Annotated in this window: 14 protein-coding genes and 2 pseudogenes; 15 read left to right on the top strand and 1 reads right to left on the bottom strand. The window is 35.3% G+C overall.

Going from position 1 to position 17,886, the window contains the following annotated elements; all coding sequences use genetic code 11:
* Nucleotides 1–49: 49 nt before the first annotated feature.
* Nucleotides 50–616, top strand: coding sequence for a TetR/AcrR family transcriptional regulator (locus DN389_RS12655; RefSeq protein ID WP_048566096.1), 567 nt, complete (start codon nt 50–52; stop codon nt 614–616).
* A gap of 58 nt (nt 617–674) precedes the next feature.
* Entirely contained in the window at nt 675–2,531 is a 1,857-nt protein-coding gene (locus DN389_RS12660) for an alpha/beta fold hydrolase (protein ID WP_064057503.1), read from the top strand.
* A 316-nt stretch (nt 2,532–2,847) separates the two neighbouring features.
* Here the strand turns inward: DN389_RS12660 and DN389_RS12665 are convergent, their stop codons facing one another.
* A complete protein-coding gene (locus tag DN389_RS12665) occupies nt 2,848–3,285 on the bottom strand; it encodes a hypothetical protein (protein ID WP_098057082.1) in 438 nt (145 codons plus the stop codon).
* A gap of 176 nt (nt 3,286–3,461) precedes the next feature.
* Between DN389_RS12665 and DN389_RS12670 the strand changes: the two are divergent.
* The 13 genes and pseudogenes from DN389_RS12670 to arsC all read left to right on the top strand — a co-directional run bounded on the left by DN389_RS12670 (nt 3,462) and on the right by arsC (nt 17,802).
* Nucleotides 3,462–4,886: pseudogene (locus DN389_RS12670) on the top strand (IS4 family transposase).
* A gap of 659 nt (nt 4,887–5,545) precedes the next feature.
* Nucleotides 5,546–6,715 carry a serine hydrolase domain-containing protein gene (locus DN389_RS12675; RefSeq protein ID WP_149237204.1) on the top strand — a complete coding sequence of 390 codons (1,170 nt, stop codon included), beginning with the start codon at nt 5,546–5,548 and terminating at the stop codon, nt 6,713–6,715.
* Nucleotides 6,716–7,628: 913 nt separating this feature from the next.
* A complete protein-coding gene (locus DN389_RS12685) occupies nt 7,629–8,795 on the top strand; it encodes a serine hydrolase domain-containing protein (protein ID WP_060486496.1) in 1,167 nt (388 codons plus the stop codon).
* Nucleotides 8,796–8,888: 93 nt separating this feature from the next.
* A complete protein-coding gene (locus DN389_RS12690; RefSeq protein ID WP_098190721.1) occupies nt 8,889–10,973 on the top strand; it encodes a serine hydrolase domain-containing protein in 2,085 nt (694 codons plus the stop codon).
* Nucleotides 10,974–11,195: 222 nt separating this feature from the next.
* Nucleotides 11,196–11,372 (top strand): annotated as a pseudogene (locus DN389_RS29165) (S-layer homology domain-containing protein); the annotation flags it as partial.
* 966 nt (nt 11,373–12,338) lie between these two features.
* Complete coding sequence (locus DN389_RS12700) at nt 12,339–12,959, top strand: DsbA family protein (protein WP_097889767.1); 621 nt, start codon at nt 12,339–12,341, stop codon at nt 12,957–12,959.
* 292 nt (nt 12,960–13,251) lie between these two features.
* Complete coding sequence (locus DN389_RS12705) at nt 13,252–14,073, top strand: MBL fold metallo-hydrolase (protein ID WP_097889768.1); 822 nt, start codon at nt 13,252–13,254, stop codon at nt 14,071–14,073.
* A 4-nt stretch (nt 14,074–14,077) separates the two neighbouring features.
* Entirely contained in the window at nt 14,078–14,470 is a 393-nt protein-coding gene (locus tag DN389_RS12710; RefSeq protein WP_060486500.1) for a nuclear transport factor 2 family protein, read from the top strand.
* Nucleotides 14,471–14,611: 141 nt separating this feature from the next.
* Nucleotides 14,612–15,136, top strand: coding sequence for a nuclear transport factor 2 family protein (locus DN389_RS12715; RefSeq protein ID WP_097889769.1), 525 nt, complete (start codon nt 14,612–14,614; stop codon nt 15,134–15,136).
* A gap of 373 nt (nt 15,137–15,509) precedes the next feature.
* Nucleotides 15,510–15,815: an arsenical resistance operon transcriptional regulator ArsR gene (gene arsR, locus DN389_RS12720; RefSeq protein ID WP_000046014.1), complete on the top strand. Its 306-nt coding sequence runs from the start codon at nt 15,510–15,512 to the stop codon at nt 15,813–15,815.
* Nucleotides 15,816–15,875: 60 nt separating this feature from the next.
* Nucleotides 15,876–16,313, top strand: coding sequence for an ArsI/CadI family heavy metal resistance metalloenzyme (locus tag DN389_RS12725; RefSeq protein ID WP_088122557.1), 438 nt, complete (start codon nt 15,876–15,878; stop codon nt 16,311–16,313).
* An 18-nt stretch (nt 16,314–16,331) separates the two neighbouring features.
* Nucleotides 16,332–17,372, top strand: coding sequence for an ACR3 family arsenite efflux transporter (arsB, locus tag DN389_RS12730; protein ID WP_149237205.1), 1,041 nt, complete (start codon nt 16,332–16,334; stop codon nt 17,370–17,372).
* A gap of 25 nt (nt 17,373–17,397) precedes the next feature.
* Nucleotides 17,398–17,802 carry an arsenate reductase (thioredoxin) gene (gene arsC, locus DN389_RS12735; RefSeq protein ID WP_149237206.1) on the top strand — a complete coding sequence of 135 codons (405 nt, stop codon included), beginning with the start codon at nt 17,398–17,400 and terminating at the stop codon, nt 17,800–17,802.
* Nucleotides 17,803–17,886: the final 84 nt, after the last annotated feature.

Here is a 17,886-nt window from a genome sequence, read left to right on the forward strand (position 1 = left end):
ATATTCAAATTAGTACTATATAGTTCTAATTATGACAAAGGTAAAATTAATGAATCAAAAACGTGTGATTGAAGTAGCTGCAACATTATTTTTAGAAAAAGGGTTTGCTTATACAAGTATGGATGAATTAGTACGTGTAAGCAAAGTTTCAAAGTCTAATGTGTATTATCACTTTTCTAATAAGGAAGTATTATTAGAAGGGGTCGTTGATTATTGGATTGAAATGTATCAATCTGCAATTGATGACGTACTTTCTCAGAACCAATTTTTAGTTGAAGATCGTATCCAACTGTTTTTAAAGCAATTATCACAAGGAGTTCAGTCGAGAGAGTATAAGGGGAGCTGTCCATTTATTACTCTTTATATTCAAAGTCCTACACAGGCCACGCAAATAAAAGAAAAAATAGGTCTTTTTTTTACAGGATTACAAAAGAAAGTTTCTCTATTACTTAAACAAGGGGTAGAGAATGGAGAATTCAGAAATACGATTAATATTGATGAGGTAGCATCACTTTTTATTACAAATCTTGAAGGAGCGTTATTTATTTCAGAAACATTGAAGGATGCAACTGTAATCACGAAAACAGCTAATCATTTTTTAAAATTGCTTCGATAAAAGAAGCATTTTTTTTACATCAAATTAGTACTAAGTAGTACTAAAAAGGAGATTTTATATGAGAACAGTATTTTTAACTGGTGGAACAGGCTTTATTGGAAAGCAATTAGTGAAAGAATTAGCCAAAGAGGATGTTAAAATTCTTCTTTTAGTAAGGTCGAAAAGTAAAGCAACAAGCATTTTTCAAGAAAGAGGCATCTTAAAAAAGGAAGTTATGCACTTTATTGAAGGTGATTTGACGAAAATAGATTTAGGTCTAAGTGCTGAAGATAAGGAGAGGGTATTGAAAACGGATGTGATTATTCACGCAGGAGGCCCCATGGATATTCAAGCGACAAGTAAAGAGGCAGCTTCCGTATTTTTAAATGGTGCCAAACATATTAGTGAATTAGCTAAAAGTATTCATCAATTGAAGGGCTTGCAACAATTTATTCATGTTGTAGGTTATATGAGTCCCTTTGATGATAAAAATAGCAAGATTGCAATTGATGTGTTTCAAGAAGGAAACAATTATTTGAAAATAAAAAATCCATATGAGAGAACAAAATTTTTAGCAGATCTTTATATCCGTCATCAGGCATCAGCAGTAGGTTATCCGCTTTCTGTAATTAATCCGCCAACTGTAGTCGGTAGTAGTAAAACAGGGAGTACAGAGCAGATAGCAGGATTAGGTTTGCTTGTGATGAGTATGCGAAGAGGGCTCATGCCAGTGATTCCTGGAGGTAAGGGATATAGGTTACCACTTATTTCAAACGATGAGCTTGCGAAGTTTATTGTGCAGGTTTTCAAATTGGAGCAACCGACTATTCAAACATATACACTTGTTGAAGACAAACAGCACGATCCGAACATTGCTGAATTATTAAGTATTATGTCGGAAAGTATGAATATGAGGGCACCAAAACTCTCTGTCCCAATGCCACTTATGAAAGCAATTATGAATAGTGGAGTAAGTAAAATAACAAAAATTCCTTCTGATGGACTGAATTTTATTACAAAACGAAAATTTTCAAATGTTTCAGCGAAAAAAATTATGGGAGGAGATTGGTTTAAGAAGACGAGTGTAATGAAATTTTTCCCTGCCGTAGTAGCTGATCTGGATTATCGAATGATGTATCAAAATGGCCAGCATAATCATTTATTTAAACGAACATTATGCGATAACACTACCCTTTACCAATTACAAGGAGAGGGTAAACCGTTTATTTTATTACATGGTTTATTGAGTGATGGAGAGGATTTATTTCCTTTAGCACAAGAACTTCATGAAAAAACTGGTCAACCTGTATGGATCTTGGATCTTCCAGGTTTGGGACGTTCTCCTTTTAAACGAGAGAAAAATCTTCTAGATATCTATTTGAATGTAGTGAAAAAGTTATTGGAGAAAGCTACTAATGGTGCACATCTAATTGGCCATTCATTCGGTGCGTTTATTCTTCTGGAAGCATTGGTACAAGAGTACATAGATAAGAAGTATTCAATCACTTTACTTCAGCCACCTGTTGCTAAAAAAAATGCTAAATCGCTAAATGTTCCTCAATTTATGAACAAATGGACATTAAAATTGGCAACTACTAATCTGATAGGGCGTTATTTATTAAGTAATGGTTTGTTTGAAAGTACGGAGAGCATCCCTGAACATTATATTGAAAAAATAAGTAACAGTTTTACTTCTCCTAGAATTTTAAATACTACGGTTCAGCTTAACAGTTTACTACTGAAAAACGATCAAGGTGATTTCAATGAAGTAACAAAGTATAATCTTCACATTATTTGGGGGGATTATGACAGAGGCTATTCTGCTCCATCGCATCTTGGTAAGGTTGATTTTGTTCCATATGGCCATCATTTTCCTCTTAGCCATCCGAGTGAAACGGCAACATTAGTAATAAAAAATAGTAATACTAGCAGATGAGAGTGTGAGATAAATAAAAAGTGTGTAGTAAAATCGTTGTGTCTTTGAAATAAAATCGTACTGTTTGGGATCCACCCCATCACCATCAAGTTAAAATTTTATAATGCTCCAAAACGAAAAATTTGAGTCTTTTATAGCAATGAAGTTCATTTTATCGTTTGGGGGCAACCTGATCTGTTAGGTTGATGGGTATGGGGTACCGCCACATCACCATCAAGCTAATACAATAAGAACATCCCCAAAACGAAAAAATTCGTTTGGGGATGTTCTTATTTTATAATTGATAGATATAAAACATAAATTTTCAAGAAAAGTATTAACGATTTGCAAATTGGGTTGCTATATCTGTTGCATCTTCTTTATTTAAGTGGTAAATGGAATCATCTCCTATACGTTGAACATACGCTTCATCAAAGTATGGTTTCACACTAAAAAATAATACTTTGAATTTGATTTTTTTACCATCATCTAATACAAAGTCAATGTTACGTTGAGAAGATTCCTCAAAAAACTTCTTCTTCCAAAAATCTTTTTTTGTTACAACATCTTTCTGACTACTTAGTTTTTCAAACACTGATTTTGCTTCTTGGCCATAATCTCTAAATGTACCTCCAGCAACAGAATCAGTCTCTAAGTATTTTATCTTTGAAATCAGATTAGGAGTTAAAGAACTCTTATTCTCATCTCCTACTAAAGACATGTACATAAATATAAATAGAAATATAACTAATAATCCTAATATGATTTTTTTCATTTATTGTCTCCTGTTCTAAAAAATAGTTCCTGTCTATCATACTAAAAATAGGGAATGTGCTTTAGAATTTATAAAAAATATAATTAGGATTAAATTAAAACCTTCGAAAAACCCTGTTATAAAAACGGAAAAAGCGTTAACCTTTCTTTAGAATCAAAAGAAAGGATGTTTTTATAATGTACTTTTCAATTCAAGATGAGCTGCAATTGTATTCCCAAGAGTTACAACGATATATGTTACCTGATGCTTTAGAGCAATTAGCTAAAAATATAGGATTTGTTAAACGAAAAAGTAAATATCGAGCACAAGATTTAGTAGCTTTGTGTGTCTGGTTAAGTCAAAATGTGGCTCGTTCTTCATTGACACAATTATGTAGTCGATTAGAAGCTAACACCGGTATTTCTATGAGTCCTGAGGGACTCAATCAACGTTTTAACCCTCAGGCTGTTAAGTTTTTACAACAACTCTTAGCACATTTACTTCACCAACAATTTTGTTCTTCTAGCAAGATTCCAACTTTGTATACAAACTATTTTCGACGTATCCGTATATTGGATTCTACACATTTTCAAATTCCAGATAAATTCACTTCTACATATCAAGGTTCAGGTGGTAGCGGTCAAAGTGCTGGAGTAAAAATTCAACTAGAGTATGATTTACTAAGTGGTCAATTTCTTCATGTAGGATCAGGAAAACACAATGATAAAACTTATGCTTCTACTTGTTTAACATCCCTTCAACCGAACGATGTATTTATACGTGATTTAGGATATTTCGACTTAAAAGATTTACATACTATAAGCGAGTGTGGTGCTTATTTTATTTCATGATTAAAGCTTAATACACGTATATATCAGAAGAATAAAGTACCTGAATACTTTCAAAATGGAACCATAAAAAAGCAATCTGAGTACATCCAATTAGATATGGAACAATTTATTGACCAATTACAGTCCGGTGAAACATATGAAATTCCTGAAATCTATATTGGAATGTATCAAAAACTTCCTGCATGACTTATTCTGTATAAATTAACTGAAACACAAATGAAGCGAAGACAAAAGGATTTAGCATCTAAAGAATATAAGAAGCAAATAGCCTATAAAGAACGCAGTAAGCGGCTTAGTGCAATTAACTTTTACGTTACAAATATTCCATTGGAATATCTGCCAAAAGAGCAAGTATACGATTTTTACTCCTTACGATGGCAAATTGAGCTTATTTTTAAAACATGGAAATCATTTTTTCGTATTCATCAATGTAGTTCTGTAAAATTAGAAAGACTAGAATGTCACTTATACGGGCAATTAATAAGTATCCTTCTTTGTTCCTCTACCATGTTTCAAATGCGCCAACTACTCCTCATCAAGAAGAAGCGAGAATTAAGCGAATATAAAGCAACTTATATCATAAAAGATTATTTTTCACTTATTTATCAATCTTTGCAAAAAGACACCCAAGAATTAACAAAGATATTGTTTCGTCTGTTCAATCTTTTACAGAAAAACGGACGAAAATCCCATAGGTATGAGAAGAAAACAGTTTTTGATATCTTAGGCGTCGTCTATGACTTTTCCCTGTCTCACAATCATGTAGCGTAATTCAAAAATTGAAACCCGATAGGGTTTATTTGGTATGAAAATCTTTAAAGAGCTTACACTGGATTTTTAGAAAAAAGAAAAAATCTCACATGAAATTAAACTTGCATAACCTTAGCTTGATGGGCATGTGGCCCATCAACTTAAGAAAAGTAAACACCCCAAAAACAAAAAAATGAACTGACTTCTCAGAATAACTAACTGTAGAGAAAGAAAAATTTCATTTAGTGAGTACTTCAAATTCCTGTACATTAAGGGACTCGTTATTTTTTTTACAGTTTTTTATTATGAAATTCTAAATAATTAATTATAATAGGTGAAAAAAACGATCAATAGTTAGGTTACGGAAAGGATTTGAATTTACATTCTTTCTCAATACATATTATGGATAAATAAAGTAAAATATGGGTTGGGGTTATGTCTCAGGTTGTGTTAATCCTAACAATAACTAAGGGTACATAATATGCTTTCATACCTTTGAATAATTTTGTTATAGGAGGGGATGGAGATTTAAATGGCTCAAATTGTTGGTATTGATAGATACCTTTGTACTGGGGCTTTAATCTATATGCATGAGGGCCTTTCCCTAAGTCTTGTCAGGAAGTAAGGAACAGTAAGTAAGCAAACACTTACACAATATGAATAGAGGAGAGGAATGCCTTATGAAAATTCGTAGTCAAATTACATGTGCAAGTCTGGCCCTTTTAATAGCTGGAAGTTCCCTGTTATATACAACACCAACCTCAATTGTAAAAGCAGAGCCCACTCAAAATGTATCTAGTTCGTTACAAACAAATACTCAACGAGATCGTACTTCCGTCAAGCAAGCAATGCGGGATACATTGCAACTTGGATACCCGGGGATACTTGCTAAAACTTCTGAGGGTGGAAAAACGTGGGGGTATGCCGCTGGAATAGCGGATCTGAGAACCAAGAAACCAATGAAAACAGATTTTCGCTTTCGCATTGGGAGTGTGACGAAGACGTTCACCGCAACAGTTGTACTTCAATTAGCTGGAGAGAAACGCCTGAATCTAGACGACTCCATCGAAAAATGGTTGCCTGGTGTCATTCAAGGAAATGGATATGATGGTAACAAGATTACTATCCGGCATATATTGAACCATACAAGTGGTATCGCTGAATACTCAAGGTCAAAAGACGCTGATTTTACGGATACAAAAAAATCGTATACGGCTAAAGAGTTAGTGAAGATGGGGATTTCTTTGCCCCCAGACTTTGACCCAGGAGAGGGCTGGTCTTATTCAAACACAGGATACGTATTACTGGGTATTCTTATTGAAAAAGTAACCAGAAACAGCTATGCGGAAGAGATTGAAAATCGGATTATTGAACCACTTGAATTGTCGAATACATTCCTACCTGGCAATTCAAGCGTTATTCCAGGCACTAACCATGCCCGTGGATATGACCAACCAGACGGAGCAAGTGAGCTAAAAGACGTTACTTATTATAACCCAAGTGCAGGTAGCTCTGCTGGAGATATGATTTCTACTGCTGACGACTTAAACAAATTCTTCTCTTACTTGCTCGGTGGTAAATTACTGAAAGAACAACAACTAAAACAAATGCTTACTACAGTTCCTACAGGAAGAGAAGGAATCGATGGATATGGTCTTGGAATCTATGAAACTAAGCTTCCAAGCGGTGTCTCGATATGGGGACACACAGGTGGCATTCTAGGGTTTACTACTCTTGTTGGAGGTACACTTGGAGGCAAGCATACGTTAGTTGTCAATTGGAATAGTTTGGGTAGAACTGACAGTCCTAATCCTTTTAAAAATATTTTACTTGCTGAATTTAGCAAGTAGGAAAAAAGGAAAAATTTACTGTAGTTTTCATAGTTAAAAATATACTTTTCTGGTTCAAAAGCCCCACCTTATTTTCGAGAAAAATTTGGGGCTTTTTTTGTTTTGGTGGCGTTTATTCTCCTTAAGTTGATGGATGTGGGGTAGCACCACATTACTATCAAGCTAAGGTTTTAATATATCTCCTAAATGAACATTTTCTTTTTCTTTTTCTACAGGTAGTTACTTTGAGAAGGTAGCTTATTTTTTCGTTTTGAGGGCGTTTATTTTTCTTAAGCTGATGGATGTGGAGTATCCGCCCTAAGTTAAATAAATTTTGACTTAAAAACAAGTGATTTTAACAACGTTAGGAGTGTTTCATGCAGCACAATGTCATTTGTGTTGTATTGCAAGAAAAAAATTACATTAGAAAAGAGCCAGAATTCATCCTGTTAAGGGTAAATCGACTCTTAATATTTAAAAGGATGGTAAAAAGAAACACAGAAGTAAAAAAACTGTGTTTCTTTTTGATTAATATATTTACCGAACTTTACGGCACAGATGCTCCTTCTATCCTATTATAAAAGCGATTTTGAAAGTAAGTAATTTGTAAGAAATGGGTAAGAAAAAAGAAATTTTCATTGTGTATGATAAAAATATAAAGAAGCGTGAAAGGCGGAACAGATATGACTTATATATGAAAAACAGACCAGTAACAAGACTGTTTCAAGGAAAAGAAGTAATTTATGTGGTTAACATATATGTGGAAAAAGAGGGATTTACCCAGGACAGAATGGCGTTTGTAAAAATAATAAATATGAAGATGATTACGAATTCAATGTTGACCTTTTTTCATTGGTGGAGATGGTAGCTGTGTGGTTAATACGAAATAGCAAGAAACCACCTATACAATATGAATAGAGGAGAGGGATGCCCTATGAAAACATGTAGTCAAATTACATGTGCAAGTCTGGCCCTTTTAATAGCTGGAAGTTCTCTGTTATACACAACGCCAACCTTAATTGTAAAAGCAGAACCTACTCAAAGTGTATCTAGTTCGGTACAAACAAGTACTCAACGAGATCGTAATTCTGTCAAGCAAGCAGTGCGGGATACATTGCAACTTGGATTCCCGGGGATACTTGCTAAAACTTCTGAGGGTGGAAAAACATGGAGTTATGCCGCTGGGGTAGCGAATCTGAGCAGCAAGAAACCAATGAAAACAGATTTTCGCTTTCGCATTGGTAGCGTGACGAAGACGTTCACGGCAACAGTTGTACTTCAATTAGCCGAAGAGAACCGCTTGAATCTAGACGACTCTATTGAAAAATGGTTGCCTGGTGTCATTCAAGGAAACGGATATGATGATAAACAGATTACTATCCGGCAAGTATTGAACCACACAAGTGGTATCGCTGAATACACAAGGTCAAAAAGTTTTAATCTTATGGATACAAAAAAATCGTATAGGGCTGAAGAATTAGTAAAGATGGGGATTTCGATGCCCCCAGATTTTGCTCCAGGAAAGAGCTGGTCTTATTCAAATACAGGATACGTATTACTAGGGATCCTTATTGAAACAGTAACCGGGAACAGCTATGCGGAAGAGATTGAAAATCGGATAATTGAACCGCTTGAATTATCGAATACATTCTTACCTGGCAATTCAAGCGTGATTCCAGGAACCAAGCATGCCCGTGGATATATCCAACTAGACGGAGCAAGTGAGCCAAAAGATGTTACGTATTATAACCCAAGTATGGGGAGCTCGGCTGGAGATATGATTTCTACTGCTGATGATTTAAACAAATTCTTCTCTTACTTACTTGGAGGTAAATTAATAAAAGAACAGCAACTAAAACAAATGCTTACTACAGTTCCAACAGGAGAAGCTGCACTTGGCAGATATGGTCTTGGAATCTATGAAACTAAGCTTCCAAACGGTGTCTCAATATGGGGACACGGAGGTAGCATTCCAGGGTTTGTTACTTTTGCTGGAGGTACACTTGGAGGCAAGCATACATTAGCTGTCAATTTGAACAGCCTTAATGCTGATAGTCCTGATCCTTTTAAAAATATTTTACTTGCTGAATTTAGCAAGTAGGCCAAAAGGAAGAACGGATAAATTTTATCATATTTTCATAGTTAAACAAACAAATGATGAAATTGATCACTTATCTAAGGAGGCAATTCCCTCATGAAAAATAAACTAACTGGTGTATTAGCCGCTACATTAGCGCTAACTATGATTCTACCAACAGGGGCGAAAGCATTTTCTGATAGTAAGACTACAGTTGTATCTAACGTAGAAGTAGCTAGCCAAGAGCTGAAGAAGATTGCAGCAGAGAAGGCTGCGCTACTCACGAAGTCCCATGGGACGACTAGCGTGCAGTATGCGCTAATTGATAATGGCAAGCTTACTTTGTCGGGGCAGGCTGGAAAGAACGATATGGAAGGGGAACAGCCACTAACCAAAGATACTCTATACGGGATTGGTTCAGTCAGTAAAATGTATGCAACAGCGGCTGTAATGAAATTGGTCGACGAAGGAAAAGTCGATTTGGATGCTCCTGTGGTTAACTATGTTCCTGATTTTAAGATGAAAGATGGGCGGTACAAACGCATTACCCCGCGTATGTTGTTGAATCACTCCTCCGGCTTGCAAGGTTCCACGTTAAGTAATGCATTTTTATTTAACGATAATGATACCTATTCCCATGATTTCTTGTTGCAGCAATTGTCCAACCAGAGCCTGAAAGCAGACCCTGGCGCGTTCTCGGTATACTGCAACGATGGTTTTACGCTGGCCGAAATTTTGGTGGAAAGAGTCAGCGGTATGAGCTTTACCGAATTTCTACAGCAACGGTTTACAGAACCCTTAAAGATGAATCATACAAAAACGCCGCAGGACAAATGGAGAGACGAAAAGCGGGCTGGACTTTATTTTCCGGCGTACCAAGGGCAGCTTCCAATTGAATCGGTGAATGTGATTGGTACGGGAGGGGTCTCTTCCACGGCAGAAGATATGGTACGATTCTCACAATTATTTATGGGACAGGGAAAAGGGATCCTCTCTGATAAGGTAGTTAAGGCGATGGAGCAAGAGGAATATAAAAAAGGAATGTGGCCGGGGGATGGAGATAATATTTTTAACTATGGTCTTGGCTGGGATAGTGTGAAACTATACCCATTCAGTGAATATGGGATAAAAGGCTTGGCTAAGGGCGGCGACACGGCACTGCAACATGCTATACTGGTCGTGCTTCCGGAACAGAAAATGGCAGCGGCTGTGTTGTCATCCGGTGGACGAAGCTCTACAAATCAACTGCTGGCAACTGAATTGCTGCTCGCCGTGCTTAAAGAGAAGGGGACAATTAAGAACATCAAGCCGAACAAATCTTTTGGCAAGCCGATCAAGGTCAAGATGCCTCAAGACGTGGCAAAGAAAGCGGGCTTTTATGGCAATAGCGAAACTCATTTCAAAATTGAAATTACGAAGAATGGAGAACTGTTCTTACCATCTAATCGAGAAGAAAAATATGTATATACTGTGGATGGAAGCTTTATTAATGAGAAGGGTACTTCTAAGCTCAACTTTGTCACCGAGAAGAATGGAAGAACTTATTTGAGGGAGAGCACATATAAATCGACACCAGACTTAGGGCAAGGTGCGATGACTCACTATTTAGCCGAGAAACTAGAAGACAATGTGCTATCGAAGAAAACCGCTGCCGCATGGGCGAAGCGGGAAGGTGTCAAGTTCTATCTCGTGAATGAGAAATTTAGTTCTATTGAATATCTCGTACAACCGAAACTTATTACCACACAAATTATTCGTAAGGAAGGCCTGGCGGGCTATTGGGAGGGCAGAAAAATTACAGGTCCGAACACCGCGGCGCATCAGCTCCAGATCCCCGTGATGAATGGCCGTGATACGACGGAAACGCATTTCTATACAGAAGGCGGCAATGAATATATGGAAATGGCCGGGTTGTTATATGTAAGTGGAAACAACGTAAAACCACTTGATGCTGGCCAATCATCCAAAGTTACTCTGCAAGCAAATGGGCATGCTAAATGGTTTACGATTCCGCAAGCGGCAGCAGGAAAAAGGATGACCGTGACATTGCCATCGAAGGGTGCGTTCGCGGTGTATGATGAGAATGGAGTATGTGTCAACTTTACCATCGTGAGCGGCAATAACAAAGTAAAACTGCCGAAGAATGGAACGGTTGTAATTGCTGGGGCACCGAACTCAGAATTTGCAATTACGTTGAACTAGCTACAATTCAAAATGGACTTCAACAAAACCAGTACGACATAGGAACGTTGTTTTGCTGGTTTTGTTTGTATTTACGTATTATCTTTAAGAAGAGAATTTCAAAGAATAATATCACGCTCAAACTCTGCAAAAACAGCTATCAAACCAATTTAGGGCAATCATCATTTGCTCCATTAATCTTCTTGATGTAAATACGTTCGCAGCCGGTATTATGATGTACAAGCCCTATACGATACAGGAATTATCCGAGGTGTTTCAGCTACTAAGTTTACGCCATATGGCACACTCACACGTCAACAGGCAGCACTTATGTTAGAACGAACTCTAGAATATCTAGGTGTAGAAAAAGAGTCAAATATAGGGCCCTACCACATCGCTATCAAGCTAAGAAAAGCATAAATCCCCAAATAATAAAATTGAGATCCCCAGAGTAAAAATCATTGTTTTTGGGTAGCATAAAACCTTAGTATGTTAGCGATGTGATGCTAACCCAAATTTGAACCCTATTCCTCAATGAATCAAACAATTTAACATGGTAAAAGTATATTTGGATGAGAGTCCAATACTTACTATTGAAATTGTGATGGTTCACATTGAAAGAAGGCACTTTAGGGTGTCTTTTCTTTATGAAAAAAATTCCCGCACAATGTACAGGGATAAAAAATTATAAGTCATGGTGGGACAGTTCCTGTTTTAGTTAATCAGGTAGTTTCTATTAAAGGTAAAAACAAAATGTAATGCTTTGAAAAAAAACATGTACTAGAACTGGTACTCTGTCGGTAAGCCATGAAAGAGGTACTTATATTATTTGTTTTGTAAATTATCTTGAATTTGTTGTTCCATATTTACTAGTGATGTTTTTAGGGAATTACTAAGCTCTTTAACAAATTTAAGAACAAGAAGCCAGTTTTTAATAATAGAATTCTAAAAGCGTTAGGGTAGAAATTTATTGTTTTTGTTAAAAAAGAATTGACTTCTACTATAGTTGTAACTAATATGGTTACATAAGGTTGTAATTGAGTTAGTTACAACTCATGGATATTTAAAGTGAAAATAAGGTTTATATATTTAATTAAGGATGGTAGTCCACATGTTATCGCCCGGTGTAGAAAGTTACTAACATATTTAAATCAAGATATATTCCGAATTTTAGTATCTTCTATTTTGGAGCAATGATGTGCAGCGCTATCTTTCATTAGAAATCTTATCTAATCTTTTTGGGAAAGGTTAGTTTTGAAAAATATAGTAAGGTAACTCAAAAAAGAACAAGATATAAAAAAGATGTACTTATATAAACCAAAAAGTTAGCTGAGAATTTTAAGTGATAGCTGGACTGGTTAATAAAAATAAAGGTAGGGGATTTAAATGAAGACGAAACAAGATAATCTTATATACGTATGGGACGCATATTGTGGATGGTGCTATGGATTTTCAGAAAGTATTAAAGGATTTTACAAAGAACACACTGAAATGCCGTTAACGGTTTTATGTGGAGGATTATTTTTAGATGATTTACCAATAAAAAATTTCTCATATATAGAAGAGGGGAATAAAAGAATTAATCAAATTACAGGTGCAGAATTTGGTCCTTCATATCAAAAATTGGTGGAAGAAGGGACTTTTAAAATGAATTCGAAAGATGCTGCAATTGGCTTTTCAGCTTTACGCTCATTAGCACCAGACCGTTTGTTAGAATTCACTGCGGCTATGCAAAAAGCGTTTTATTATGAGGGACAAAGTCTGAGTGATCCTGAAACATATCGTAAGATTGCAATCGAGCATGGTTTGGACCCTGAACAAGTACTAGAACGTTTAAACGCTCAAGAAACAATAATAGATGTCCAAAACGATTTCAGCAAAGTGCGACAGCTTGGTGTTAATAGTTATCCTTCATTACTTTTACAAAAGGATAATCAAATTATCCCTATTGGTGGTGGGGTAATGACGCCAGATAAAATTGAAGCGCGTTTTAAAAATTTATATTAATGAATTTTAAGTTACAGTATATAACATTTAACGTTTTAAAAAAGACTAGAATTGGATGGACTTAAACCTTTTTATAACAGTCGGTTTCAATTTATTTTTAAAAAGAGTCCAAATTTAATTTTACTATCAGCTATAGTAGCAAACATGTTAGCTTACGCCAACCGACATTCATCTCTCGCCTATTTGCTGGTGCTATCACACTTTCAGGTAAATTGAAGAGGGAGCTTCTGTCGGAACAAGATAAAAATATGTTAACTAGTAAATAACTTTAACAAAAGGAGAATAACATTCTATGTTTAAAACAATTGATACAAATCAAAAAGATGTGAAATTGACGGTGTTTAGTTCAGACGAAAAAAGTTTTATGGTCACTGCAACCTTAGTTGAGAAAGCGGGACATGCATTTTTAATAAACTCAAAATTTACTCAATCTGATTCGAAAGAAATTGTTGAGTATCTGAAAAAAAACGACTTATCTTTAGATAAAATCTTTATTATTCATGGGGATCCTGATTACTACTTTGGATTAGAAATTATTAAGGCTGCTTACCCAGAAGCTATAGCGTATGCTACAGAGTCTACTGTTGAACATATTGTTCATTCTGTCTTAGGTAAATTAAAAGTTTGGAAAGGTGCCCTAGGAGAAAACGCACCAAGCAACGTAGTATTACCTCAAGTGTTTAAAGAAAAAACAATTGATTTTCAGGGGTTAACATTTGAACTAGTAGGCTTAGATCATTACAGAACTAGCTTATTTAATAAAGAGCTAAAAGTATTAATTGGTGGTATTGATGTATTTAACGAAATACATGTATTCTTAGCGGATACTAGCTCAAAAGCGGCTATGGAGGCATGGATTGAGAACTTGAAAGTATTACAAGCATTAAATGCTGACATAATTGTACCTAGCCATGGATCAATTGAAAAATCCTTAGATAATCAAGCGATTATTGCAACTATGGATTACCTAAGAACTGCGGTTCAAGCTTCTGAGGAAAGTAAAACTTCAAAAGATTTTGTAGCGAAACTTGAAGCAGCATATCCAGACTATGCAAATAAAGGTGTATTAGAATTAAGTGCAAAAGTTGTAACAAAAGAAATGCCTTGGGGTTAATGCTATGAATAAATATCAAAAACTATTACATGAAACGTATGTGTTAACTGGCGAGGGGAAAATGGATGCTTTCAAAACGTATTTAAGTGAAAATGTATCTTGGACAGAAGCTGCTGGGTTTCCATATGCGGGCACTTATACAGGTCCTGATGCAGTAGTGAAAAATGTACATGAACGTCTTGGCACGGAATGGGATAACTATAACGCTAAAGATGAAATTTATGCTTTTAATAACAATACTGTTATCGTGTATGGAAAATATAGTGGAACATATAAAGTAACAGGGAAATCATTCATAGCAGATTTCTGTCATCTTTATGAGTTTGATGAGAACGATAAGGTTAAGAAGTTTATTCAAATTGTGGACAGTGCAACTGTTAATGAGGTATTAAGTTAGAGTTATTAGTTTCTAACATGCCTTGTATAAGGGGGAGTGTAATTTCCTAACATTCCCCCTCACATTACATTTTTGGGAAGGTTTCTACTTCTCAAGCGTGTTATGGAAGATAACTTATACGATTAGAAGAGGTAGGCATAAATGAAATTAGAGAAAAATTTAATAGTAATAATTATTTCTGTGTTTATTTTAGGAATTGTGTCGACTTTGATATTTCAAGCTTCAACTGGTAATACCAAAGGTCACTCAATAAAGAGTGAGAATGTTGCATCGGTATCGAAAGAAGCGACAGAAAATGAAAAGAATAAAAAGATGGTAGTTGATTTCTATAATGAAGTTTTTAACAAACATGATATCGATATTATCCCTAAATATGTAAGTGAAGATTATAAGCAACATAATCCTTTTGTTTCTGACGGACGAAAAGCCTTCATGGATTTCTTTAAGGAGGACTTTGTTAAAAATCCTAATTCTTCTGCAGAGATTAAACGAGTAGTAGTAGAAGGAGATACAGTTGCTCTTCATGTACATTCTCGTACTAATTCTCAAGATAAGGGAGTTGCTATAGTCGATATATTTCGTATAAAGAATGGTAAGATTGTTGAACATTGGGATGTAATTCAAGAGATTCCAAATGAGGCAGCTAATGATAATACTATGTTTTAGACAGAAGGTATATTCAATTGTTAGTGATGTATAGAATCTAGAAATTATAAAATGAAGGGGATGTCCTAGGTATACTACTAGGACATATCTTTTTGTTTTAACGAGATTTAATATATTATCATTTGTAGAGTGCTTACTTCATATGTCTTCTGATAACTTACCCCTGAAACTGCACCATGTTAATATTAAATTATCGTATTAATTTGTAAGAAAGCTATTTTATATTGAGCAAGAAAAAGTATTCAAGTATAGATTTTGAAGAGGAAGTTTTTTTGATAAATCAAAAAAACTTGATGAATTAGTTGCATATAGAACTCATCTGCGTATATACTATAAATATCAAAAAAAATTGATGAAGGGAGAGTGAACTACAGTGGCACAAGATTTTCAGCTCTATGAGAAAAAGTTTAAAGCGTTGGCGGATCAGAAGCGTCTAGAAATCATGTATGAACTTTGCCAGCGAGGCCAGACTTGTGTATGTGATTTAACAGAGATTTTTGAAATGACGCAATCTAAGTTGTCATATCATTTAAAGATTTTATTAGATGCAGGTTTAATTGTAAAAGAAACAAAAGGTACGTGGAGTTATTATGATTTAAATGATGCGGAAGTAAATAATTTATTATCAGAAGAATTGTGCTGTATCTTTAGAAAAACAGGCAAAGGTAGTTGCTGTTAAAATTTTGCACCATTAATCAAAAAAAATTGATTAATGAAATATAAAGAGGAGGAATTAGCTATGAGATATGTTCACGTTGGTATAAATGTTACGGATTTAGAGAAGTCTATCGAATTCTACGAAAAGGTATTTGGTGTGTCACCAGTTAAGGTGAAAGTGGATTATGCAAAATTTTTATTAGAGGTGCCAGGACTTAATTTCACACTGAATGTAAGAGATGAAGTGAAGGGAAATCAGGTAAATCATTTCGGTTTCCAAGTGGATACAGCTGAAGAAATTACATTACATAAAGAAAGGTTAGAAAAAGAAGGTTTCTTTGCGCGTGATGAGATGGATACGACTTGTTGCTATGCAGTTCAAGATAAGTTTTGGGTAACAGATCCTGATGGGAACGAGTGGGAATTCTTTTATACAAAAGCACATAGTGATGTTCATAAAATTGAAGATTCATCTTGTTGCACGACTTCTAACGTAGTAGAAAAAAATTCTTGTTGTTAATAGGAGATGGAAAATAAAATGAAACGTTTATCTTTTCTAGATCGATATTTAACACTATGGATTTTTCTAGCTATGGCTGTTGGGATTGGTTTAGGGTTTGTGTTTCCTAGTGTAGTAGACGGATTAAATACATTACAAGTTGGAACGACGTCTATTCCACTTGCTGTTGGTTTAATTGTCATGATGTATCCACCATTAGCGAAAGTTCGCTATGAGGAAATGGGCCGAGTATTTAAAGACGTAAAAGTATTGGTTTTATCTTTAGTACAAAACTGGATTATTGGACCTGTACTTATGTTTGTTTTAGCAATTATTTTTCTTCCTGATAAGCCAGAATACATGGTCGGGCTCATTATGATTGGTTTAGCACGCTGTATTGCAATGGTAATTGTTTGGAACGACCTTGCGGATGGGGATAAAGAGTATGCTGCAGGTTTAGTAGCTTTTAACTCAGTATTTCAAATGTTATTCTTCTCCGTTTATGCATACGTGTTTGTAACAGTCATTCCAGAATGGTTAGGGATTGAAGGGGCTATTGTTGATATTACAATGATAGAAGTAGCGAAATCCGTATTTATCTATTTGGGAATTCCTTTTATAGCAGGTATGTTAACACGTTTTGTACTCGTTAAGTTAAAAGGAAGAGAATGGTATGAAAAGGTGTTTATACCGAAGATTAGTCCACTTACATTGCTGGCACTACTATTTACAATCATCGTTATGTTCTCTTTAAAAGGGGAGATGATTGTTAGCGTACCATTAGATGTAGTAAGAATAGCAATTCCGTTATTAATCTATTTTATTGTAATGTTTTTTGTTTCTTTCTTTATGGGAAGGAAAATTGGTGCAAACTATCCGGTGACAACAACGTTAGCATTTACAGCAGGTAGTAATAACTTTGAGTTAGCAATTGCTGTAGCAGTTGGTGTGTTTGGTATTCATTCAGGTGCAGCATTTGCAGCTGTTATCGGGCCGTTAGTTGAAGTACCTGTAATGATTGCCCTTGTAAACGTCGCTTTTTGGTTTAAGCGTAAATATTTTAATGGTCAACCAGTATAATTTAAAAACAAAGGTGGAAAACAACATGGAAAACAAAAAGACAATTTATTTCTTATGCACAGGAAATTCATGCCGAAGCCAAATGGCAGAAGCATGGAGCAAACAATATTTAGGTGATAAGTGGAATGTATATTCTGCAGGAATTGAAGCACACGGAGTAAATCCAAATGCTATTAAAGCAATGAATGAAGTAAATATTGATATAACGAATCAAACATCGGATATAATCGATTCAAATATTTTAAATAACGCTGATTTAGTTGTTACCCTTTGTAGTCATGCAGATTCTGTTTGTCCTTCCACACCTCCGCACGTTAATCGTGTACACTGGGGATTCGATGATCCAGCAGGAAAAGAGTGGTCTGAATTTCAACGTGTTCGCGATGAAATTGGAGAACGTATAAAGCGATTTTCTGAAACAGGGGAGTAAATAAAGGAAAGAGCCAATCTTCTATCGTATAGGAGATTGGCTCTTTTTTATTATCTACTTCTTTGGTTTAAAACAATTATTAAA

Origin of the sequence: Bacillus sp. AY3-1 (assembly GCF_008368785.1) — a bacterium.
GTDB classification, from domain to species: Bacteria; Bacillota; Bacilli; order Bacillales; family Bacillaceae_G; genus Bacillus_A; species Bacillus_A wiedmannii.